General features: G+C 47.6%; 20 protein-coding genes, 1 rRNA gene and 1 pseudogene. 18 read left to right on the top strand and 4 right to left on the bottom strand.

Translation table 11 applies throughout. The annotated features are described in order from the left end of the window. Positions 1 to 145: 145 nt before the first annotated feature. Entirely contained in the window at positions 146 to 841 is a 696-nt protein-coding gene (locus ACPLJI_RS07635; protein WP_424741219.1) for a hypothetical protein, read from the top strand. Positions 842 to 845: 4 nt separating this feature from the next. Here ACPLJI_RS07635 and ACPLJI_RS07630 read toward each other — a convergent pair. Further along, positions 846 to 2,263: pseudogene (locus tag ACPLJI_RS07630) on the bottom strand (cryptochrome/photolyase family protein). A 121-nt stretch (positions 2,264 to 2,384) separates the two neighbouring features. On the opposite strand from ACPLJI_RS07630, the gene ACPLJI_RS07625 reads away from it, so the two are divergent. The 4 genes from ACPLJI_RS07625 (at position 2,385) to ACPLJI_RS07610 (ending at position 4,650) form a co-directional block, all read left to right on the top strand. Further along, positions 2,385 to 2,741 (top strand): DUF5518 domain-containing protein, encoded by a 357-nt coding sequence (locus tag ACPLJI_RS07625; protein WP_424741218.1) that lies wholly within the window; start codon positions 2,385 to 2,387, stop codon positions 2,739 to 2,741. Positions 2,742 to 2,818: 77 nt separating this feature from the next. Continuing rightward, positions 2,819 to 3,250 (top strand): DUF2507 domain-containing protein, encoded by a 432-nt coding sequence (locus ACPLJI_RS07620; protein ID WP_424741217.1) that lies wholly within the window; start codon positions 2,819 to 2,821, stop codon positions 3,248 to 3,250. Positions 3,251 to 3,491: 241 nt separating this feature from the next. Next, entirely contained in the window at positions 3,492 to 4,010 is a 519-nt protein-coding gene (locus ACPLJI_RS07615; RefSeq protein WP_424741216.1) for a metallophosphoesterase, read from the top strand. Positions 4,011 to 4,014: 4 nt separating this feature from the next. Beyond that, positions 4,015 to 4,650, top strand: coding sequence for an RlmE family RNA methyltransferase (locus ACPLJI_RS07610; RefSeq protein ID WP_424741215.1), 636 nt, complete (start codon positions 4,015 to 4,017; stop codon positions 4,648 to 4,650). A gap of 46 nt (positions 4,651 to 4,696) precedes the next feature. Here the strand turns inward: ACPLJI_RS07610 and ACPLJI_RS07605 are convergent, their stop codons facing one another. After that, the gene (locus ACPLJI_RS07605) at positions 4,697 to 5,131 is read right to left on the bottom strand and encodes a hypothetical protein (protein WP_424741214.1); all 435 of its coding nucleotides are present in this window, start codon (positions 5,129 to 5,131) and stop codon (positions 4,697 to 4,699) included. A 111-nt stretch (positions 5,132 to 5,242) separates the two neighbouring features. Between ACPLJI_RS07605 and mcm the strand changes: the two genes are divergently transcribed. From mcm to ACPLJI_RS07580, 5 genes are read left to right on the top strand one after another with little or no spacing between them, the layout of a single operon-like run. After that, entirely contained in the window at positions 5,243 to 7,240 is a 1,998-nt protein-coding gene (mcm, locus tag ACPLJI_RS07600) for a minichromosome maintenance protein MCM (protein ID WP_048176694.1), read from the top strand. 37 nt (positions 7,241 to 7,277) lie between these two features. Then, complete coding sequence (locus ACPLJI_RS07595) at positions 7,278 to 7,685, top strand: translation initiation factor IF-2 subunit beta (protein WP_013295174.1); 408 nt, start codon at positions 7,278 to 7,280, stop codon at positions 7,683 to 7,685. A 26-nt stretch (positions 7,686 to 7,711) separates the two neighbouring features. Next, complete coding sequence (locus tag ACPLJI_RS07590) at positions 7,712 to 8,767, top strand: 60S ribosomal export protein NMD3 (protein ID WP_424741213.1); 1,056 nt, start codon at positions 7,712 to 7,714, stop codon at positions 8,765 to 8,767. Between the two features lie 4 nt (positions 8,768 to 8,771). Next, entirely contained in the window at positions 8,772 to 9,731 is a 960-nt protein-coding gene (locus ACPLJI_RS07585; RefSeq protein ID WP_424741212.1) for a tyrosine--tRNA ligase, read from the top strand. After that, a complete protein-coding gene (locus ACPLJI_RS07580; RefSeq protein ID WP_424741211.1) occupies positions 9,732 to 9,941 on the top strand; it encodes a hypothetical protein in 210 nt (69 codons plus the stop codon). 19 nt (positions 9,942 to 9,960) lie between these two features. Here ACPLJI_RS07580 and tmk read toward each other — a convergent pair whose 3' ends face one another. After that, positions 9,961 to 10,545 (bottom strand): dTMP kinase, encoded by a 585-nt coding sequence (tmk, locus tag ACPLJI_RS07575; protein WP_424741210.1) that lies wholly within the window; start codon positions 10,543 to 10,545, stop codon positions 9,961 to 9,963. 120 nt (positions 10,546 to 10,665) lie between these two features. Here tmk and ACPLJI_RS07570 point away from each other — a divergent pair, with 120 nt between their 5' ends. From ACPLJI_RS07570 to ACPLJI_RS07535, 8 genes are all read left to right on the top strand, one after another. Then, complete coding sequence (locus tag ACPLJI_RS07570; protein ID WP_424741209.1) at positions 10,666 to 11,988, top strand: GAF domain-containing protein; 1,323 nt, start codon at positions 10,666 to 10,668, stop codon at positions 11,986 to 11,988. Between the two features lie 29 nt (positions 11,989 to 12,017). Then, on the top strand, positions 12,018 to 14,414 hold the full coding sequence (locus tag ACPLJI_RS07565; protein WP_424741208.1) for a DUF3656 domain-containing U32 family peptidase: 2,397 nt from the start codon (positions 12,018 to 12,020) through the stop codon (positions 14,412 to 14,414). Between the two features lie 85 nt (positions 14,415 to 14,499). Continuing rightward, positions 14,500 to 16,428 carry a MutS-related protein gene (locus tag ACPLJI_RS07560; protein ID WP_424741207.1) on the top strand — a complete coding sequence of 643 codons (1,929 nt, stop codon included), beginning with the start codon at positions 14,500 to 14,502 and terminating at the stop codon, positions 16,426 to 16,428. A gap of 24 nt (positions 16,429 to 16,452) precedes the next feature. Further along, positions 16,453 to 17,520, top strand: a complete 1,068-nt coding sequence (locus ACPLJI_RS07555; RefSeq protein ID WP_424741206.1) for a hypothetical protein — start codon at positions 16,453 to 16,455, stop codon at positions 17,518 to 17,520. Beyond that, positions 17,513 to 18,307 (top strand): trehalose-phosphatase, encoded by a 795-nt coding sequence (gene otsB, locus ACPLJI_RS07550; protein WP_424741205.1) that lies wholly within the window; start codon positions 17,513 to 17,515, stop codon positions 18,305 to 18,307. Before ACPLJI_RS07555 ends, otsB begins: the two co-directional genes overlap by 8 nt. 67 nt (positions 18,308 to 18,374) lie before the next feature. After that, positions 18,375 to 19,529: a sugar phosphate nucleotidyltransferase gene (locus ACPLJI_RS07545; protein ID WP_424741204.1), complete on the top strand. Its 1,155-nt coding sequence runs from the start codon at positions 18,375 to 18,377 to the stop codon at positions 19,527 to 19,529. 5 nt (positions 19,530 to 19,534) lie between these two features. Then, complete coding sequence (locus ACPLJI_RS07540) at positions 19,535 to 20,836, top strand: phosphomannomutase (RefSeq protein ID WP_424741203.1); 1,302 nt, start codon at positions 19,535 to 19,537, stop codon at positions 20,834 to 20,836. A 16-nt stretch (positions 20,837 to 20,852) separates the two neighbouring features. After that, positions 20,853 to 22,316: a trehalose-6-phosphate synthase gene (locus ACPLJI_RS07535; RefSeq protein WP_424741202.1), complete on the top strand. Its 1,464-nt coding sequence runs from the start codon at positions 20,853 to 20,855 to the stop codon at positions 22,314 to 22,316. A gap of 272 nt (positions 22,317 to 22,588) precedes the next feature. Here the strand turns inward: ACPLJI_RS07535 and rrf are convergent. After that, positions 22,589 to 22,709: ribosomal RNA gene (rrf, locus tag ACPLJI_RS07530) — 5S ribosomal RNA — on the bottom strand. Positions 22,710 to 22,808: the final 99 nt, after the last annotated feature.

Below are 22,808 nucleotides of genomic sequence, written 5' to 3'. Positions count from 1 at the left end.
ACCCCTATTGCTAAAGGGAGGTCAGGGAAATCAGGGACCTGCTGCGGGAAAAATGATGTACCCCTATTGCTGAATATGCACCGTTACTTTTATACAGAATGGGCCCTTAGCATAAATAAAATAGATAAATATAAACGAGGATAACATGGCAAGATCATCCTACATCATCATTGCGGCCATTCTCATATTCGGAGCCTACCTCTATGGTGCAACTGCCCTGGGGCCTGTGGAGCCCGTTGGGCGTCTGGGTTTCGTGAAACTGGCAAACCCTGATATGTACCCGGGACACCCCCAGTCAAAGGTACTTGCAGAGTACGCGGCCCAGAGGGGATCAAAGTGTGCCCTTGTGGTCCACTACGCAGGGAGCTCAAACTACAGGCACTACATGGAGGGCAACGTAACCATAATAGAACTCGCATACATCAGTTCAGAGTACAGGACAGACATAGACTGGACCGAGGTCCTTGAATCCTTCATATTCGGGGTGCCCGACGGCAAATACCGTTACAGGGCCGATGGGTACGAATTTGACACCCTCGATGAGGCCATGGACTACGTTGAGAGGCTGGCTGCCGAGAAGGGACAGAAGGGCCCCATGCCCATGGTCTTTCATGGTACGGTGCGGGAGGGTAACGTATTCGTAAACCCTGGCTGTGGTTTTCCTCTCTATGTGCAGATAGCCTGGAGGCAGTACGGGAGACTGGGAGCCTATTATTACATCATAAAGGGCCTTATCCACCCCTACCTCAACAACCCCTACACCGCATATGAGCTCACCCATGCATCTGACCTTCAGAGGCTCTACAACTCAGGGGCCCTGGACTATACAGGCTATGAGTAACCGATCAGGACCCTCTGAGTCCATCTAAAAATCTTCTTTTAACCCTCTGGAAGTCCTCAAGTTTCTCATCTGTAAGGTACCTGTAGAGGAGCCTCATGCGGGGATTTTCACCTATGTAAGTTCTCTTATCACTTAAGAATGTCCAGAAGAGGGAGTCCCAGACCCTGCACCAGTCGCCCCTGGAATGGTCACTCATCCTCAGGATGTAGTTTGATGCTGATATGTAGGGTTTGGTTGCCATGAGCCCCCCATCGGCATACTGGCTCATGCCATATACGTTGGGGACCATCACCCAGTCATAGGAGTCTATGAACATCTCCATGAACCAGCGATAAACCTCATCAGGGTCTGTGCCGAGGAGGAGCATGAGGTTACCTATGACCATGAGGCGCTCGATGTGGTGGGTGTATCCAAATGTTAAAACCCTCCTTACTGCAGTATCATAGGGTTCAAGACCTGTTCTGCCATGATAGAGTTTATCTGTCAGTTTGCCCCCGTGGTTAAAGAAGTTCCTGGTCCTCTGATATGACCCCCTCAAAATGTAAACTGCCCTTATGAACTCCCTCCAGCCCATAACCTGCCTCACAAATCCTTCAACAGAATTAAGGGGTGCATCTGCAGATAGCGCTGCTTTCAGGACCTCCATGGGTGTTAAAAGACAGATGTTGAGTGAGGAAGAAAGTACAGAGTGGAATAGAAACGCCTCATCACGGGATATGAAGTCCTGGTAGCTTCCAAAGTTCCTGAGCCTTCTCTGTGTGAAATCCCTCAAAAATATCCTGGCCTCCCTGTGGGTTGTGGGGTAGTTGAAGTGTTCCATGGATCCCGGGTTATCAGGGAAGCGTTCAGCCACGTAACTTCTGGCCTCACGCACATAGCTGTTTTCAGGCAGTTCTATGGGTTTTGGAATATTCATACCCCCGGGTAACCTTCTCCTGTTTTCCCGATCAAAGGTCCATTTACCACCCTCAGGCTTCGAGTTTTCCATGAGAATGGAGAGTCTCTTCCTCTCCCTTATGTAGAATGATGTGAGAAAGAACCTCCCATCCCTGAAATAACTGTCCATGAGTCTCCTTCTGAAGATGAATGGTCCCTCAATTTCAACAAGTTCTGTGCCGGTTTCACTGCAGAGACGCCCCAATCTCCTCTCAAGTTCATGGTCAAGGATTTCCAGTGTGTATACCCGCTCATATCCTCAAGGTGGTCCCTGAGGTACTCCATGTCAGGGTCCGGCGTGTAATCTATGTAGCTGACATTCAGACCCCTTGATTTCAGGTGATCATAATAGTAGCGCATGGAGGCCCTGTGCAGTAAGAGTTTGTTCTTATGGAACCTCAACCTGAATACAGGGTCTCCGAAGAAGAGCTGGTCCTCCACCAGCAGGAAGTCTGATGTTTTCTCTGCAGCGGGATGATTCTCCATGAGGTGATGTGGAAAGACAACAGCCATAGATTCCCCCGGCATGTATAATATTATGTCAAGGGGTGTCTATAAATCTAAAAGTTTTTTAGGATAGCATAACATAAACTATGATGGTGTTTATATGGTTAAGTGGGGAGCTGTCATTACTGGATTCGTACTTGCAGTTGTTTTTCCGATCATCCTTAGTCCGTTTATTGACCAGGCCTCTGTCCTTGGCTTATTCCTCGCGGGCTTTGTTGTTGGTCTCATGGCAGGGGAGGGTGCCCCTGGTGGGTTCTGGAATGCCACAGTTGCCGGTGCCTTTGGCGGTATAGTCCTAGCGGTTCTCTTAACAATCTCCGGTGCCGTCCTTGGAGGGTTTGGAGGCCTGTTCATCGGAGCATTCGCCGGCATACTGCTTGTGGTGGTACTACTCTTTGTTTCAATGATCTTCATGGGTATCGGTGGTGCGATCGGTGGTTTCCTTGCCGGCGACTGATTATTAATTTTTTATCCCCCCAAGTAATAATAAAATTTTAAATATTATCACATACTTCTTATTAAAAGGTGATGAATATGTATGATGTTGAAGACCTTGTGGCTGAAAGACCATCCCTTGGTACCACCACAGATATAAAACTCTTCAGGATACTGAGGTTCATGCCCTATTCCATCATAGGTGAAGGGGCCAATGGTATCCTCTACAAGAGTGGTAAGGACCTCGGAAGAAGCATGGGACTGAAGAACGCTGAGGAAGCCGTGAAATTCCTCCATGATAACCGGGTCGGTGAACTTGAAATTCTTGAAGAGAATCCCTACCGACTCAGGGTCGACGAGTGCCTCAGCTGTGCAGGGCTTCCCGCTTCAGGCAAGGCCCTCTGTCACTTTGAGGGGGGTCTCCTTGCAGGAATACTGGAATCAATGAGCGGGAGACCCGTTGACCTCCGTGAGGTTAAGTGCTGGGGCCTCGGTGACCGTACCTGTGAATTTGAGGAATTTGTACGGTGACCAGCAGCCCCTTATTTTTCTATGTCATAATGTCCCTGGGTCCCGGTCCAGTCCAGGAATAAAGACACCGCCGGGACCAGAGGGGAGAAAAAGGTACAGTTCATTCCCAGACCAGATACAGACACCACCCTGGAAAACTTATTTTAAAAATAAAAAAGATATATGAGTGCGTAATCTTATTGCTTCAGAAGATAAAACTGAGAATCCATTCCAAGAACCACATCTTATAAGGAGAGTGAGAATGCTAATAGGTGTTATATCAGATACACATATTCCCGACAGGGCAGGTGAAATCCCTGAGGCGGTATTTGAAATCTTCAGGGACGTTGAACTTATACTCCACGCCGGTGACCTCACCTCAATGGACGTTCTGAGTGACCTTGAAACCCTTGCACCTGTTGAGTGCGTTCAGGGAAACATGGACCGCCGATATGGTATAGATAACCCCAGATCCAGGGTATTTGAGATAGGATCATACAGGGTGGGTCTAATACATGGGGAGGTTTACCCCCGCGGTGATACCCAGCAGCTGAGGTACCTGGGGCTTGAACTGGGTGTGGATGTCCTCATAAGCGGACATACACATCAGCCCTTCATAACCGAACTTGAGGACATGGTCCTCCTCAACCCAGGAAGTCCTACAGTGCCCCGCCTCACAGATCCGAGCGTCATGATCCTTGAAATCGACGATGAAAAACTTGATGCCAGGATCATCAGGACAGGGGCGCCTGTCTGCAGATCACTGAACTTCAGGAGGTGACAGCATGGGAAAACGATGGCAGGCTGAAAGGAAAAGAGACCACTACTACAAAAGTGCCAAGAGGGAGAACTACCGTTCAAGGGCATCCTACAAGTTACTGCAGCTCAACAACCGCTACAAACTGATAAGGAAGGGCTACAGGGTCCTTGACCTCGGTGCGGCCCCTGGGGGATGGTCACAGGTCGCCCTTGAGAAGGTCGGTGAGGAGGGACTTGTGGTTGCAGTTGATCTCCAGAGGATAAGGGGTTTTCCGGCCGAAAACTTCAGGGCCATAATGGGGGACTTCACAGACCCTGCTATAAAGGAGAGGATAATTGAGGAGCTTGGTGGAAGGGCTGATGTGGTCATATCAGACGCCGCCCCATCCCTTTCAGGTATAAGGGACATAGACCACCTCCGTTCAGTGGATCTCGTTGAGAACGTCCTTGACATAGCCTACAGGGTCCTTGAAAGGAAGGGTAACATCCTTATCAAGGCATTTCAGGGCCCTGAACTCGATAAAGTCATGAAGGAAATGAGGAAGGATTTCTGGAAACTCAAAACAACAAAACCGGCCTCATCAAGAAAGGCAAGCGCGGAGATGTACATTGTGGGGCAGGACTTCAAGGGAAAAAGGAAATGGGAGAGAATCATCCATTAGGTCCAGAGCCTCAGAAAATGAAAATGGAGACAATCATCCACTAAATTCACATGAGGGCCCTCAGATCATCCAGGGCCTGTGAGGCGACCTGAAGCTGATATTTAGCTATTTTTATGCGATCATCAACCTCAGATTTTGGTTTGTTTGTCTCCAGGGCACTTTTAACGTCATCAATCGCTGATTTGGCCTTCACAAGTTCTATTTCAGCATTCAGGTACGTCTTTGTAAGGTTATCGTTGTTCCTCTGGTAAACCTCCTTTTTAACCGAGTCATACTGGACCTTAAGTGTCGAGTAATCGCTCTGGAGCTTTGCGAGTTCATCGTACTCGGCACCCTTTTCCACACTCCCTGATATGGCATCAGATACCGCATCGACGCCTATATATGCAAATATCAGTATGGTACCTGCTATGAGAAGCACTCCCAGAATTGATATTGTCATTGATGTTACCTTAAAGAGGTTTATCCTTGATCTCTTCATGATCTCACCTTATATCCAGTGCCTGTGAAAAAAATCTTCATGTTCATACATTGGGGCTAGGTTCGCGCAGTCAATTAAGGTTTTATAATGTCGTTATAATATAGTTTCATGATGAAAACCGTGGATAAGAGCAAGACACTCACAAAATTCGAGGAATTCTTTTCACTTAAGGAGTACAAGGACAGGGTATTTGAGTCCATAGAGAAGTATCCCAACGTCCGATCAATTGAAGTTGATTACCTTGACCTTGAAATGTTCGACCCCGACCTTGCAGACCTTCTCATTGAAAAACCAGACGATGTGATAAGGGCCGCCCAGAAGGCCATAAGGAACATAGATCCCCTCAGGAAGAATGTGGACCTCAACATAAGGTTCAGCGGGGTCAGCAACGTCATACCCCTCAGGGAGCTCCGGAGTAAATTCATAGGTAAATTCGTTGCAGTTGACGGTATTGTGAGGAAGACAGATGAGATAAGGCCAAGGATAGTTAAGGCCGTGTTTGAGTGCAGGGGCTGCATGAGGCTCCATGAGGTCAGCCAGTCCACAAATATGATCACAGAGCCATCACTCTGCTCAGAGTGTGGTGGAAGGTCATTCAGGCTCCTTCAGGACGAATCAGAGTTCCTGGACACCCAGACACTGAAACTCCAGGAACCCCTTGAGAATCTCTCAGGTGGTGAGCAGCCCCGCCAGATAACCGTCGTACTTGAGGATGACCTGGTTGACACCCTCACACCAGGGGACATTGTGAGGGTCACAGGTACACTGAGGACAGTCAGGGATGAGAGGACACGGCGGTTCAAGAACTTCATATACGGCAATTACACCGAGTTCCTTGAACAGGAGTTTGAGGAGCTCCAGATAAGTGAAGAGGACGAGGAAAAGATAAGGGAGCTTGCAGCTGACCCCAACATATATGAGAAGATTATAAGGTCCACCGCCCCATCAATACACGGTTACCGTGAGGTCAAGGAGGCCATAGCCCTTCAGCTCTTTGGAGGGACCGGGAAGGAGCTCGATGATAAGACCCGTCTCCGTGGGGACATACACATCCTCATAGTCGGGGACCCGGGTATAGGTAAGTCCCAGATGCTCAAGTACGTTTCAAAGCTGGCCCCCAGGGGAATATACACAAGCGGTAAGGGTACCTCAGGGGTCGGGCTTACCGCCGCTGCTGTGAGGGATGAATTCGGTGGATGGTCCCTTGAGGCAGGTGCCCTTGTCCTGGGGGATAAGGGTAATGTCTGTGTGGATGAACTGGATAAGATGCGTGATGAGGACCGCTCAGCCATCCACGAGGCACTGGAACAGCAGACCATAAGCATAGCCAAGGCAGGTATAATGGCAACCCTGAACTCAAGGTGCTCTGTCCTGGCAGCTGCAAACCCAAAATTCGGGAGATTTGACAGTTACAAATCAATTGCAGAGCAGATAGATCTTCCATCAACCATACTGTCACGTTTCGACCTGATATTCGTTGTTGAGGACAAACCTGATGAGGAGAAGGACCGGGAACTTGCAAGGCACATCCTGAAAACACATAAGGAGGATCACACCCCCTTTGAAATCGATCCAGAACTTCTGAGGAAGTACATAGCCTATGCAAGGAAGAACGTCAGACCTGTGCTGACGGATGAGGCGATGCAGGTCCTTGAGGACTTCTACGTATCCATGAGGGCCAGCGCAGCCGATGAGGACTCACCGGTTCCCATAACAGCAAGGCAGCTGGAGGCCCTCGTGCGACTCTCAGAGGCCAGTGCAAAGATAAAACTCAAGGAACATGTGGAGGCGGAGGATGCCAGGAAGGCGATAAAGCTGTCCCAGGCATGCCTGAAACAGGTGGGGTACGACCCTGAGACCGGTAAGATAGACATCGACAAGGTTGAGGGGAGAACACCCAAATCCGAGAGGGATAAGTTCCGCCTGCTACTTGAACTCATAAGGGAATACGAGGAGGACTACGGTGGCAGGGCACCCACCAATATTCTTATAACTGAGATGATGGATAGATATAACGTGAGTGAGGAAAAGGTTGAGGAACTAATAAGGATCCTCAAGGATAAGGGCGCAATATTTGAGCCCGCCAGGGGATACCTTAAGGTGGTCTGAATTTTCCATTACACACTTTTTACCGGAGGTATAGATTATGGATGATTACGAAAAATTACTTGAAAGGGCCATAGAGCAGCTGCCCCCCGAGGTATTTGAAACAAAACGTTTTGAGGTTCCAAAGGCGTACTCAGTTATACAGGGAAACAGGACATTCATACAGAACTTCAGGGAGGTCGCAGATGCCCTCAACAGGGACCCCCAGCACCTTCTGAAATTCCTTCTGAGGGAACTGGGTACAGCAGGTAACCTTGAGGGTGGAAGGGCCATACTTCAGGGTAAATTCACCCACTTCCTCATAAACGAGAGGATAGAAGACTACGTCAACAAATTCGTCATATGCCACGAATGCAACAGGCCAGATACAAGAATAATCAGGGAGGGGCGAATATCCCTCCTCAAGTGTGAGGCATGCGGTGCCAAGGCACCCCTCAAGAACGTCTAGAGAAGATAGAGGAGCAGCTATAGAAAATGTTCTGTGTCAGATGCGGTAGTTCTGATTCTGAATTATATGATGGACTATGCAGGGACTGTTTCCTTGATGAATACACCATCCTCACCCTCCCAGCCAAAATAGACGTTTATGTATGCAGCCGCTGCCATGCAAAACTGATAAGTGGTCAGTGGGTGGATGAGGGTCTCCCCGAGGAGGAAATAGTATACAGGGCCCTTGAGGAGAATATTAGCTGGGAACCCCCTGTTGAAAACCCTGAAATCGAACTGGAAATAATACAGCAGAGGGGGACCATCTACCAGTGCCTGGTGGAGGTTGATGCTGAGGTCCTTGGAAGGATGGTGAGCCAGGAGTACGGGGTAGAGGTCCGCCTCACAAACACTGTCTGTCCTGCCTGCAGCAAACAGGCTTCAGGTTACTACGAGGCTGTGATACAGTTAAGGGCCGATGGAAGAGAACTGGATAAATCAGAAATAGAAAAGGCTGACCTGACAGTTAAAAGGACCCTCCTGAAGCTTTCAAGGAGGGATAAGCTGGCATACCTACCCCAGAGGATTGAGGTGAACGAGGGGATCGACTACTACATAGGATCCCATAAATCCGCCAGAAAGGTTGTAAGCGCCCTGAGGGAGGAGCTTGGCGGTATTGCCCGTGAGTCACCCCGGCTAATGGGGCAGGATAGGTCAAGCGGCAAGGGACTCTACAGGACATGGATCTCACTCAGACTCCCCGATTTCAGAAGAGGAGACTTCCTGCTGCACAGGGACCGCATGCTCACGGTCCTTGACCTCAGAAAGCGCGGGGTGAGTGTGAAGGACCTTGAAACCCGTGACGTGAAGAACATACTCTGGGGGGAATATGAAAACATTGACCTCGTTGCGAGGGCCGCTGATGTTAAGACAACCACGGTAACAGCGAGATCCCCCGGCAGGATACAGGTGCTTCACCCTGAAACATACGAACCCGTGGACCTTGAAGCTGACAGTTACACATCAAAACTTGAGATAGGAGAACAGGTTCCTGTTATAGAAATTAAGAAGAGACTCTACATCATTGATGAGGCGGAGGAATGATCTGATGGATGATACGCTCGACACCATAACCCGTGATGTTCTTGAGGTCATAACACCCGATGAACTGCTGGAGGTCCTGAAGAAGGATGAACCGGTTGTCTACACAGGCTATGAACCCTCAGGTAAGGTTCATCTGGGACACGCCATAACCATAAGAAAGCTCAGGGAACTGCAGGATGCCGGCTTCAGGGTCAAGATACTCCTTGCAGACTACCATGCATACCTCAATGGTAAGGGCAGCATGGAGCGGATAAGGGAGATGGCAGATTACAACAGAAAATGCTTCCTGGCACTTGGACTCTCACCCGATAGAACCGAGTTCGTACTGGGTTCATCATTCCAGACGCAGCCAGAGTACACGGACCTTGTATACAGAATGGCCCTCATAACAACACTCCTCCGGGCCAGGAGAAGTATGGCCCAGATAACACGGGAATCAGAGGACCACAAGGTTGCAGAGGTTATTTACCCCCTCATGCAGGTCATCGATATGGTCTACCTTGATGTGGATGTGGCGCTGGGGGGAATGGAGCAGCGAAAGATACATATGCTGGCACGTGAGAACCTCCCCAGACTCGGCTTCGATGCTCCAGTGTGCATACACACTCCACTTCTCCACGGCACCGATGGCTCAGAGAAGATGTCCTCCAGCAAGGGTAACTTCATTGCAGTGGACGACTCCCCCGATGAGATAAGGGAAAAGGTGAAGGGAAGTTACTGTCCCATGGGGGAGCTGGAGGGTAACCCGATCATCGAAATCGTGAAGTACTTCATAATGCCAGAATATGGCAGGATGACCATAAGGCGCCCTGAGAAATTCGGGGGCGACCTTGAGCTGGACCTTGATGAACTCCTGAATATCTACTCCAGCGGCGACCTTCACCCGCTGGACCTGAAGAATGCGGTCTCTGATTACCTTACTGACATGCTGAGACCTGTAAGAGATTACATGGAAGGTGTTTAGATGCTGTATGACATGAGACTTCCGCCAGGTATAACACACACAACAATGGCTGAGATAATTGATGAATACGAGGTTGAACTGATACAGACAGATGATGGACCCGTGCTGAGGGGTGAACTGGAGGAACTTGAAAGGGCAAGGGAACGTATTCTTGAGTCCATCAGAAAGAGGATAGAGGAACTCGAGAATCCAGGGTCCCTGGAAAAATGAATGCATCAATCCATTGGCTCTATTTTATCCCATCAGGGCATATTCCAAGGTGGGGGGCAATTATCCTCCTTATATCCCTCTGGATGATGTTAATCCCCCTCCCTGCATCAACAATGTAAAATTCGTTTTTATCGGCAAGTTCAAGGTACCTCCTCCTGACCCGTGAAAGAAATGATGGGTCCTCAAATTCATCGGTACCACCACATCTCTCCATTGCCATTTCAACATCAACGTCAAGGAGTATGACGATATCAGGTCGTGGTGCAAACCTGTTTATCTCAGAAACCCATTCAGCTGGTTCCTGGTAAACCATGCTGGAATAGTAGCACCTGTCACTCACCACAACACTTCCACTCCATTCTCCCTCAATTTTACTCCTGAGGGTCAGGCGGTCCGCAGCAAAGAGGAGTGCCAGCATCCTCTGACCATCCAGGGTCCTGGCATCTGGACTGGAGAGCATCTCCCTTATGATGCTCCCTATCCTGGAGTCCGTTGGTTCCCTAACATCAAAGACCCTGTAGCCGTTTTCCCTGAGCCACTCCGCCGTGAGGACGGAATGTGTTGTCTTACCTGACCCATCAATCCCCTCGAAGCATATGTACATAGAGAGTAATCTATCCCTGAAGGTAAAATAATCTTCCCATGAGTTGAGATCATGACATAACTTTAATAATGCTTTAAATACAGAATTATTTAATATTATTTTAATTTACAGAGGTGGAACATGTCAAAAGCCAAGGTCATGGTGGTTGAGGATGAGAGCATAGTTGCCATTGATATAAGCCAGAGACTTGAATCCCTGGGTTACCAGGTCACAGCCACAGTTTCCACCGGTGAAAAGGCCGTTGAGATGGCTGAAAAAACAAGACCAGACATCATACTGATGGATATTGTACTCAAGGGGGAGATGGACGGTATAGAGGCTGCTGAGGAGATAACAAAAAGGATGAAGGTCCCCATAATCTACATAACCGCCTATTCCGACGAGGAAACCCTCAAGAGGGCTAAAATAACTGGGCCCTTTGGATACATAATAAAGCCCTTTGAGGACCGGGAACTTCACAGCGTCATAGAGGTCGCCCTCCACAAACACCAGCTTGAGAGGAGGCTTGCAGAAAACGATGAACTCTTCAGAGCAATACTATCATCAATAAGCGATATACTGTTCACTGCTGACAGCAATGAAAGGTTAACCATGATATCATCCGGACCGCTTGCAGAATACGGCCTTGATGCAGATGAAGTCCTGGGTGAAAGGGTCAGCGAGGTCTTCGGTGACGAAGTTCACAGCGAAATGATTGAAAGGGCGCTCAGGGGGGAAACCGTGAGCTATGAGTGGGTCTGGCAGCCCATGGATAAATCTCATTTTGAAACAACCCTGTCACCTCTCCGTGACTTTGAGGGCAATATAAATGGGGTTGTGGGTGTCCACAGGGATGTCACCGAAAAGGAGCTTGCAAGAAGGGCGCTTGAAAGGGAGACTGCCATAAACAAAAGCCTTGCAGAGGTATCAAAGAAACTCCTATCCCCGATGTCACTCGATGAGATATCAGAGAGCATAATTGAAAGGGCAGAAAACCTGACAGAAAGCAGATACTGCATGGCAGGCTTCTTTGAATCAGATGGTCTGAGGAATTACTTCCCATCGGAGGAGGTGGGGGAGGAGTGTCATCTGGACGCTGAATCCACCGAGATGGGTGGTCTCTGGAATCTCGTGATCAGAAAGAGGGAACCAGTTCTTGTAAATGATCCAGCCACACATCCTGAATCAACAGGGGTCCCTGAGGGTCATATTGAAATAAGGAACTTCCTGGCATGCCCCGCGCTACTCAACGATGAACTTGTGGGAATACTCGCAGTTTCAGGGAAGGATGGGGACTACGATGAAAGGGATCTTGAGATACTGGAACGCCTTGCAGATATATATGCAATCGCGATTCACAGAAAAATTGAAGAGGACCGTGTCAGGGCCGGTGAGGAGAAGAACAGGGCCCTCGTACAGAAATTCCTTAAGATAGTTACCGAGGTCCTTGAGGAAATAAAATAAATCCCTATTTTATTCGGAGGTAACTCTACTTGGAAATCCCGGAACTCCTTGCACCTGCAGGTTCCCCTGACTCCTTCAGGGTCGCCATCAATGCAGGGGCCGATGCCGTCTACCTCTCTGGAAAGGACTTCGGTGCACGGTACTATGCAGAGAACTTCAGCCTGCAGGAAATTCGTGAGGCGGTGGAATACGCCCACCTGCATGACAGAAATGTGTATGTAACTGTCAATACTCTTCTAAGGGACTTTGAACTCCCAGATGTAGCTGAATACCTCCAGGAGCTCTCCAGTGCAGGTGTGGACGCTGTGATCATACAGGACCCTGCGCTTCTTGTTCTAAGGGATGAGTTATCACTTGACCTTCCATTCCATGCCTCAACCCAGATGACCATACACAACATGGCGGGGATAAGGTGGGCGGAGCAGATGGGCCTTGAGAGGGTTATACTGGCACGGGAGCTCTCCATTGAGGAGGTCAGGACCCTGGCGGCTGAATCAAATGTGGATGTTGAAGTTTTCATACATGGAGCCTTATGCTACAGTTACTCTGGCCAGTGTCTTCTATCCTCATTTATAGGTGGTAGAAGCGGTAACAGGGGTCGGTGCGCCCAGCCATGCAGAAAGAAGTATGAACTCATCCAGTTAAAACCCTCAGAGAGGAGGGTGCCTCTCAGGGAGGAGTACCTCCTATCAACAAGGGACCTTTCAGCCTACATGCACCTTCAGGAACTTGTTGAGGCAGGAGTCCAATCCATGAAGATAGAGGGACGTATGAGGTCACCTGAATACGTTGCCACCACCGTAAGCGTCTACAGAAGGGCCCTTGATAAGATAAAGATGGGTGGGTGGAAGCCATCAGAGGAGGAGTTTGAGAAACTCAGGCTGACCTTCAACAGGACACTCACAGGAGGACACCTCTTCAGGGAGGATTTCATGGGCCGGGAATACCCTGGTGACAGGGGCCTGCCGGTGGGGTATGTTGAAAGGTACACAGGTGGCAGGACCCATATAAGGATAACCTCCCGTATAAAGCCGGAAGCAGGTGATGGCCTCTTCTTCCAGGATACAGGTAAAGGACTGTATGTCCATGATCACAGATACGATGGAAGATTACTCACCCTTCCTTCAGTCCCTGTGAAGGAGGGTACACGGGTTTACCTTACAGGGAGGAAGAGCCTCCAGAAATTCACTGAAAAACTCAGAAGGTCATCTCCAGGAAAGTGCTGGGATATTGAACTGAAATTCACTGCAGATAAAAATGGGATGGTTTATCTGACCGCAGAATGGATGATGAATGGGTTAAGGCTCAGGGAATCGGTTGAAACACAGTTTGAGAGAGCCCTAAAAAGACCGCTCAATGAGGATACAATAAAGAACCATCTGCTGAGGGCCGGGGATAAACCCTTCAGGCTTACCTTAACCGAATTAAGGTACCCCGGAGGGCTCTTCTACCCCCTTAGCCGCCTTAATGCACTCAGAAGGGATCTTCTGATAAGGGTCGAAAGAAGGATACTCAAAGAGAGAAGAAGCCCCCATCATCATCTCAAACCTGAAGTTGATTACCCTTCCAGAAGACTTCCAGAGGACCCCTGCATATCTGTTTATGTTGAGGACCTTAAGTCAATGAGGTCCGCCCTGAGGGCCGGTGCAGGGAGGGTTTACCTGGAACCCCAGGTTCATGGTGACTTCAGGAGCTGTGATGATGACGACATCATGGGTGTTCTCGAGAGGGCCTCTGAGATCTCAGCCAGATACGGTGCTGAAACTGTATGGAAATGGCCCGACATAACCCATGACTGGCTCCTTGAAAGGCTCCTTGAAATTGAAGGGAACCTCTCCATGGACCTCATGGTCGGTGGTTACGGTATCCCTGACCTTATAAACTGTGATGTGAAGGTGTATGGATCACCCGCCCTCAACATTTACAACAGTCACTCAGCAGCACTCCTCTCAGGCAAGTTCCACCTCCTGACCGTCTCGCCTGAACTATCCTGGAAGGACCTGCAGAGGATTCAGGTACCCCCTGAAATCATCGTGCATGGGAACCTCACCGCAATGGTGACCCGGGACAACCTCTGGAAACTTGCACCCCCTGACTTTGATACATCAGCCGATTCCAGATGGGGTATCATGGACAGGAGGGGTGACGTCTTTCCCATAAATCAGCTTCTGGGCTGTGAAACGGTAATCATGAATTCAAGGGAGACCTGCCTCATTGACTTTTTACCTTCTCTTCTTGATGCAGGCTTCCGGAACTTCTCCATCGACTGCCGTATTCAATCTCCCAGAAGGACCGGGTTGATTGTTGAATCATATGTGAATGCCCTTGAATCACCCGAAAAGCTCCAGGATATCAAGGAGCGCATTGTAGGGGGAAGTCCCTCAGGAGTAACAGCATCACACTTCAGGAGGGGTCTTGCAGAATAATGGGATTCCCTGCAGATGCCCGCCTGGAATACTTTTCATGTGCACTCTGAATTCATATATATTCCAGTAACTCCACATAGTGGGCATGATGAAGTCCATGAATTCTGTCGGGGAAGCCCTCACAGATGTCAGCGGGATAGGGGAAAGGCTGGCGCAGAAGATAATAGACGAACTTGGGGGAGAAAAGGAGCTTTTAAGGGCTGTTGAAAACCTTGAAATTGATAGAATAGCATCAATTGAAGGTATAAGTCAGCGGAAAGCAATTGAAATAACCAGCAAGCTCCTGGGAAATCCTGTTCCCTCCTTCCTGAAAACTGAAAGGGCATTTCAGATTTACCAGGAAATAGTTGAGAACATCAGTTCATATGCCCATACCGACTATGCACGTAACCGGCTACTGCTCCTCCACCCCTCAACAGATATTGATACCATAAGAAGCCATATTGAAATGGTTATGGAATCAAAGAAAATGGTCTCTGAACTTCCGGTTGAACATTTAAGGGATCTGCTGAAAAAAATTAAGAGGCCTGAAAAACCCCGCCCCCCCTTCAATCCATCCAGGGCCATACTGGTGGAGACAAGAGAGGACTATGATCACATGATAGACATGGGCCTCAACCGCTACCACCCCGTTATAATGAACCCTGAACAGGGTGAACTTGATGAATACGAACTTATAATCTATGTCTACTCCGAGGGAATGATTGACCTGGAGGACACATTCAACACGGTAATGGTAACTGCAGACTCAGAAAAACATGAGATCGTGCCGGAGGATGTTCTTGGATATTTCAGAAAGAACATTGACCTCCTGCGCGGCGCCTGTGAAATCAAAAGGATTCTCGGTATGGAAACCTGTCTTGATGAGGTCCTTGCAATAATGGAGGAACTCGGTGGCCTGGAAGATGATGAAGTTGACATTGATGAGGCCGTGAACTCTGTGAAGGCATGGGCGGATTCAGAATTAAGGAACCTGATAAAGGATATTGACCTTAAAGGCGAGGAGGTCCTGGTCCTCCTTAACCAGGGTATGACAGGTAAACTCGAGAAAATATTCGATGATGTCCTCAAAAAGGCCCGTGAAATGATAAAGAAAAAGACAGGTGTTGATTTCGATCCCTTCATAAAATCGTATCCCCTCAAGATAGATCAGGGGGAACTTGAAAGGGTTAAACGTCTTGAATCGGCATCAAAAAATATAAGAAGGTTTGAAAAGAGGGTAAACGCGGCATCGAGGCTCAGTAAACTCAGAGAAGCTGTTGAAAATGAAATAAGGGACATAATGGAATTTGACTACCGCTTCGCCCTGGGCCTCTTTGCCCATGATTACAGGCTCGTTGAACCAGAATTCAGTGATAGGATCATCCTCAGGGGGGCACTGCACCTCAACCTGGTTGGATCAGGAAACCCGCAGCCAATTGACTACAAACTGGGTGATCCTGATAATGTTGTGCTTCTCACTGGTGCCAACAGTGGTGGAAAAACAACGCTTCTTGAGACACTTGCTCAGGTGACACTAATGGCCCAGATGGGGCTTCCAGTATGTGCTCTTGAGGCCAGGGTAAGGCCTGTTGAGGAGATCCACTTTATCTCAAAGAAGAGGTCCCTGGATGCCGGTGCCTTCGAGTCATTCATAAGGACTTTCACCCCTGTGACAACCAGTGGAAGCTCAAAGCTCATACTGCTCGATGAACTTGAGGCAATAACCGAACTTGATGCAGCAGTGAAGATCATAGCAACCTTCATAGAGTTCATAATGGAATCTGAATCCATTGCGGTTATTGTGACCCACATGGCCCGTGAAATACTCAAGTACGTGGATGTCAGGGTTGATGGTATCGAGGCGCGGGGCCTTGATGAGAACTATAATCTCATTGTGGATAGAACACCCAGGATAAACTATCTTGCAAGGAGCACCCCTGAGCTGATCATAAGGATGATATATGAGAAATCATGTGATGATGAGAGGATGGTTTACCGCAGGATACTTGAAAAGTTTCAGAAAAATGGATAAATCTGAAAAATTATATCAGTTACCATGATAACCCATCTCAAGGAATATCTCCTGGATCTTAAAACAGAGCAGAAGGATATCTATGAGATATTCAACCGCATATACGATGTTGGATGTGGTGAAGGACACCTTAAGGTGAGTGAAAGCCTCAAAGAGAGGTTTGGGATAAAATTTATTGAATCCGCTGAAAATCAAAGGATAATAAGCACATACAACCGCTGGACAGGTGAAGGATCACTTTTTAATTCCATGCGCCTTAAAAAGCCTGCTATGGATACTGGACCTGCCAGAAGGGTTCTTGATGAACTTATCCTGGATAAAAAAAGGTGTGACTTCTGCACACCAGAACTGTACACGCCTGAAGATGATTTCGGACGTGTTGTGGGCAGGTATTCCATTACAGCATCAAACATAGCGAAATACGATGCATGGAGCGGCCTTCTGATATTCAGAAAGCATGACCCCCTGGACTTCAATCTGGAAGAATTCTCAGATTACCTTATAACCGCCTCAGAATGGTTTAAAATGGCAGAGAAATCCTCAGGATTTCATTTTCCATTCCTGGTATGGAACTGTCTTCCACGGGCGGGGGCATCACAGATCCACGGCCACATGCAGCTTCTCCTGGGCAGTAAGCCCTATGCAAGGATTGCATTCCTTGATGATATCTCCAGGAGATACAGGGAAATTTACGGTTCTTCATACCATGATGATGTCTTTTCAGTGCACCATGCCATTGGACTTGGTGTTGAATCAGAAGGTGCGTGTACATATGCAAGTATAACCCCCCTGAAGGAAAAGGAGATCATCTTAACATTTAAAACAGATTTCTCCAGGGATTCTGATCTGCAGAATCAGCTCTTCAAGATCTTAAGGTGCCTGATAGATGAATGTGGTGTCTACAGTTTCAACCTCTCGATGCACCCATTTAATGCAGAAATGGAGATCCCTGGCATTATAAGAATCATAGACCGCGGAAACGTTGCATCAGCATCATCTGATATAGGTGGTATGGAACTCTTTGGAAGTTCTGTCATCGGAAGCGACCCCTATATCATATTCGACAGAATTAAAGGTGCTCTTGATGCCTGATTATTTATTTGATTTTCTTGATGAACTTGGATACCTGAAGGATCCCAGCAGGACAGCAATAATCACAGATATCGATGGTACAATAAGTGAAATAGCACCAAACCCCCAGGAAGCCCGTGTCGATGAAGAGATGAGGGAAGTTCTCAGGAAAATCTCGGAACGCTACAGTGTGCTTGCCTTTATAAGTGGAAGACCAGTCCATGAGGCACTCAGGATGGTGGGGGTCCCGGAGGCAATATATGTTGGAAACCATGGGCTTGAGTACATTATAAATGGAAGGTATGATCGCTTCAGAGAAGTTGATGAGTACATTCCCCTCATCAGAAAATGTGCTATTGAACTAAAGGAAAAATCCCCTGATGAGAATATCATATTTGAGGATAAGGGTATCTGCTATTCCATACACTACAGGCAGTGCGCTGACCCTGAACTGACAGAGCAAAGGATAATTGATGCCCTCAGAGAGATGCCTGAATCCAGAGGACTACGTGTGGATCATGGTAGAATGCTCGTTGAACTCAAACCCCCGGTGGAGTACAACAAGGGCTTCATAGTCCGGAAAATCATAGAGGAATCAGACGTATCATCGGCAGTGTACCTTGGAGACGACGTCACCGATGCCGATGCATTCAGAGAACTCAGAAAACTAGAATCTGAAATAAAAATCAAAGCTGCATCAGTGATTGTGCTCTCAAAGGAGATAACTGATGAAATAAAGGATTCGGCCTCCTTTTATGTGTCAGGGGTCCCTGAAGTCCTCAGATTTTTTAAGTGGCTATTAAAATAGTTTATTTCCTAATATAATATGAATTGGCTGAAAATACTTATTAGATGAGGGCAACATAATATTATCCATGACACCTGTGGTTGTCATGGCGGGGGGTAGGGGTACAAGGATAAGACCTCTAACATTTTCAAGACCCAAACCACTTGTACCCGTTGCAAATAGACCCATACTGGATTACATAATTCAGAGGGTAGTTGATTCTGGTTACAGTAAGATTATAATGACTCTGGGATATCTCAGGGATCAGATAAGTTCATATGTCTCCTCAAGGTACCCAAACCTTGATTTCAGATTTTCATCCGAGAAGAAACCCCTTGGAACCGCGGGGGGTGTGAGGGTAGCAGCCAGTGACATAGATGAGACCTTCATCGTCCTCAGTGGAGATATCCTTTTTGATCTCGACCTCCAGCGAATGGTTAGTTTCCACAGAAAGAAGGATGCGCTTGTTACCGTCGCTCTCACGCCAGTTGAGGACCCTTCACACTACGGCATAGCCGTTCTCGATGATGATGGAAGGATAACCTGTTTTCATGAGAAACCCCGCCCAGAGGAGATCTTCAGTAAAATCGCAAATGCCGGCATATACGTCATGGAACCTGAAATTTTCGATTACATCCCTGAAGGAAACTCTGACTTTTCAGCTGATATCTTTCCTGTTCTGATAGAGGAGAACAGGGGGGTTTACGGATTCGTTTTCACTGGTTACTGGAATGATGCAGGTAAGCCTGATACATTCCTTAAAGCCAACCATGACGCCCTCAATAGTCATATAACACCCCGGCCAGAAGGTGAACTTTTAAATGAGGTTCCAGGCCGATTTGGAAATATATGGGTGGGTCAGGATGTGGTTATAGGTGAGAGGGTTCGTATAACCGGACCCGTTGTTATAGGTGATGGTGCAGAGATAGATGATGGGGCATTCTTAGGCAGAGAGACCGTGATTGGATCCGGAGTTTATGTGGGAAGTGACAGCTTCGTGAGGGGGTCCGTTATTCTTGATGGCGGGAGAATTGGGGATGACTCTCAGCTTATAAACTGTGTTATTGATGAATGCTGCGATATCAGAAAGAACTGCATCGTTGAAAGGTGTGCCATTGTCGGCCGGGGTGCCCTCCTGGAACCATCAACTGTTATCAGATCCCACTGCAGCGTCAGCAACAACCTAAGGATACTCTCAGGTTCCCTCCTTGACTCAGATTATCCCATTGTGGCTGAAAAGTGATTCCAATGGCTAGGTACGTCCAGGATATAAGGGGCTCGGTTAACCGGGACATAGACTGTTCATTTGCCCTCAACCTTGGGATGTTGATAGGTGACTACGTAAGCTGCAGGCGTGTCCTGATAGGTAGAGACGCGCATACACCGTCTCAGATGATAAAGAGGGCCATAGGAACAGGATTGATGGCTGCTGGAGTGGATGTTATTGATTTTGGTGTTGCAACGGTTCCTGTTATACATCACCACATGGAGCGGTTTGACAGTCATCTGATGATAAATGTCTCGCGCTCACCCCTCAGAGCAGATGAAATAAATATCAAACTCCTCAGCAACCACGAAATTCCGCTTGAACAGCGTCCCACAGTTTATGCAGACTGGAACCAGCTTGGAAAGCTCCAATATGTCAATAATTACCTTGATTCCTATATCAAATCAATAGTTGAGTTCATATCGCCCTCTGTAGGAAACCGTGAATTTATGGTGGTCCTGGGTTACGATGAGGGGTCTCCATGGCAAATTGAGGGTGATATACTCAACCAGCTCAACTGTCAGACCATAAACATCACATTCAGAGGGTCACTGTTTGGTAAAAACTTTCCCCTTGCGAATGCCTCCAGCATATCAATGATAGCAGACGTTGTGAAGGCAACCGGCGCGGATATGGGGGTTATACTGGATAACGATAGGGACACCATCTTCTTCATAGACGAGCGGGGAGAACTCATAAGGGATCAGACTGTACTATCGATTTTTGCAGACCATTACCTGAAATCCTCTGATGGGCCCGTGGTGTCCTCTGTGGTTGCATCAAAGTCAGTGGAGAATGTCGCCGGCGGACGTCTTATAAGGACATCGGTCAACAATGTTCTCAACAGGGTTTACACAGGGAATGCTGTTTTTGGTGGTGACGAACCTGGCATGTACATATTCCCTGAATTCCAGTACTGCTATGATGCCACCTTCGCACTTCTGAAGATGCTGGAGATCATGGCAGAGAGAAACATGACACTCCACAACCTTGCATCGGGAATGGGCAGATACAGCAGGGTTGAATTCAGCATGGAGTGCCCCAATGAATTCAAGGACAGTGTAATTGAAAGACTTGCTGAGCACTTCGGTGACAAAAAAATTGAACTTATAGATGGTATACGGGTTGAAGAATCATCAGGAGTCGTTCTCATAAGGCCCTCCAGGTTTGAACCACTTATAAGGGTCTATATTGAATCAGAATCCTCTGAGGAAACCCAGAAGAAATCACGCTATATAATGAACATTCTAAAAAGTAAAATGAGTGATATTTATGGTGAGTAAACTTCAGGAACGCAGCATGAAGTTTCTTGAAGATAAGAACCCTGTTATCGTATCCAACAGAGGCCCCGTTGAATTTTTCAGAGAAGGTGGAAAAATTGTTATGAAAAGGGGTGCTGGGGGTCTTGTTTCAACCCTGCTGCCTGTTGTTGAAAGATTCAGCGGTGTCTGGGTCTCCAGCGCCATGACCCTTGAGGACGCTGAGGTGGCAGCAGGGTACCCTGAAAACAGGGTTCCACTTCCAGAGGATAATCCAAGGTTCACCGTTTCATTTGTTATAGTGGACCGTGAAAGGTATGAATCATACTATAGCGTCATAAGCAATCCACTCCTCTGGTTCGTCCAGCACTACATGTGGAATACACCCTATGCACCTGAAATCGATGATAAAATCTATACTGCCTGGGATGAGGGTTATGTCCATGTTAACAGAAAATTTGCAGATAGGGTTGTATCTGAAGTTGAAAGAAACGAAAAGAATCCTCTGATTATGTTACAGGATTATCATCTCTACCTGTGTCCGGGTTTAATAAAAAAGAAGGTTGGTGACGTCTTTCTGAGCCAGTTCATACATATCCCCTGGCCACAGAGGGATTATTTCAGAATACTCCCTGAAAAGATGAGGGAGAGCATAATAAATGGGCTTCTTTCAAATACTGTTCTCGGATTCCATATAGAGAGATACTGTTCCAACTTCATGGAATGCTGCGGGGACCTTGGCTACTATGTGGATGCTGAGAATGGAGTGGTGCTGAATGGGGATGAAAAAACGTTTGTAAGAAATTATCCCATATCCGTTGATCCGGATAGCATAAGAAGAACTGCCACATCAGATGCTTTCAGGGAGAAGGAGGATTTTGTCAGGAAGTTGAAGGGTGACATGTTTCTCATCTACCGTACAGACAGGGCGGATCTCAGCAAAAATATAATCCGTGGCTTCAGGGCTTATGAACTGTTTTTAAGGGAGCATCCTGAATTTCATGGGAAGGTAAAGTTCCTTGCCACGGGTAAACCAACAAGGCAACAGATAAAGGAGTACAGGGATTATGCGGATTCTGTGAAGAGTACTGTGGATGAAATCAACAGCATTTACGGTAAATCCACATGGAAACCCATTGAGTACATCCACCGTGCCGATTATGAACTTGTGGCTGCCGCATTCAAAAACTATGACTGCCTCATTGTGAACCCCCTTGCCGATGGCATGAACATCGTCCCCAAGGAGGCTGCTCTGATGAACGAAAAATCAGGGACGGTTATACTTTCAGAGAACGCCGGCTGCTACGAGGAACTTGCTGAGTATGTCATAGGGGTGAACCCATTTGATATAAGGGAAACTGCAGATGCCATCTACAGGTCCATAACAATGAACTTTGATGAAAGGAAAAAGCTTTCAGATGGCCTTAAATTGAAAGTCCGTGAAAGAACAATATATCACTGGATCAATGAACAGTTCGATGACTTTGAGAGGCTGATGAAATAAACTAAAGTTGAGTGCAGGTAATTGTGCCTGAATAGAACTAACCTTTAATTTTATAAATTTATAAATTTTGCCTGCACACTAACTCTACAGGTTCACAGGTAGATTACCCTTCCCTCCCCGAGCAACCCTCGAAGCAGGCAGTCTGTCCGATGCTGGGTTTCTTCTAATCATCCCGGGCATCAGCCCATGTCATAGAAGGACCTTGGGCATCAGTCGTTAAGATGTGACAGTTAATTCTATGAAAATAGGTTTATATAAGGATTAGCATGAATGGCTGGCAGTGAAATGGGCTTCCCACAGCAAAACACCGCAGTACACACCCACAACGCAGCAGGACTTAACTACTGAGATCGAAACGAGATCAGGTATAACCCCTGCGCCATGACCGCCATGCCATGTGATGATAATGAGAATGATATATGAGTATGAGGTGTGGTCTGGCAGTGAAATGGGCTTCCCACAGCAAAACACCGCAGTACACACCCACAACGC

The sequence above is a fragment of the Methanothermobacter sp. genome, from assembly GCF_049720995.1.
Lineage (GTDB): Archaea > Methanobacteriota > Methanobacteria > Methanobacteriales > Methanothermobacteraceae > Methanothermobacter.
Note: the sequence above shows the minus strand (reverse complement) of the source record. Positions and strands in the feature narration are given on the sequence as shown.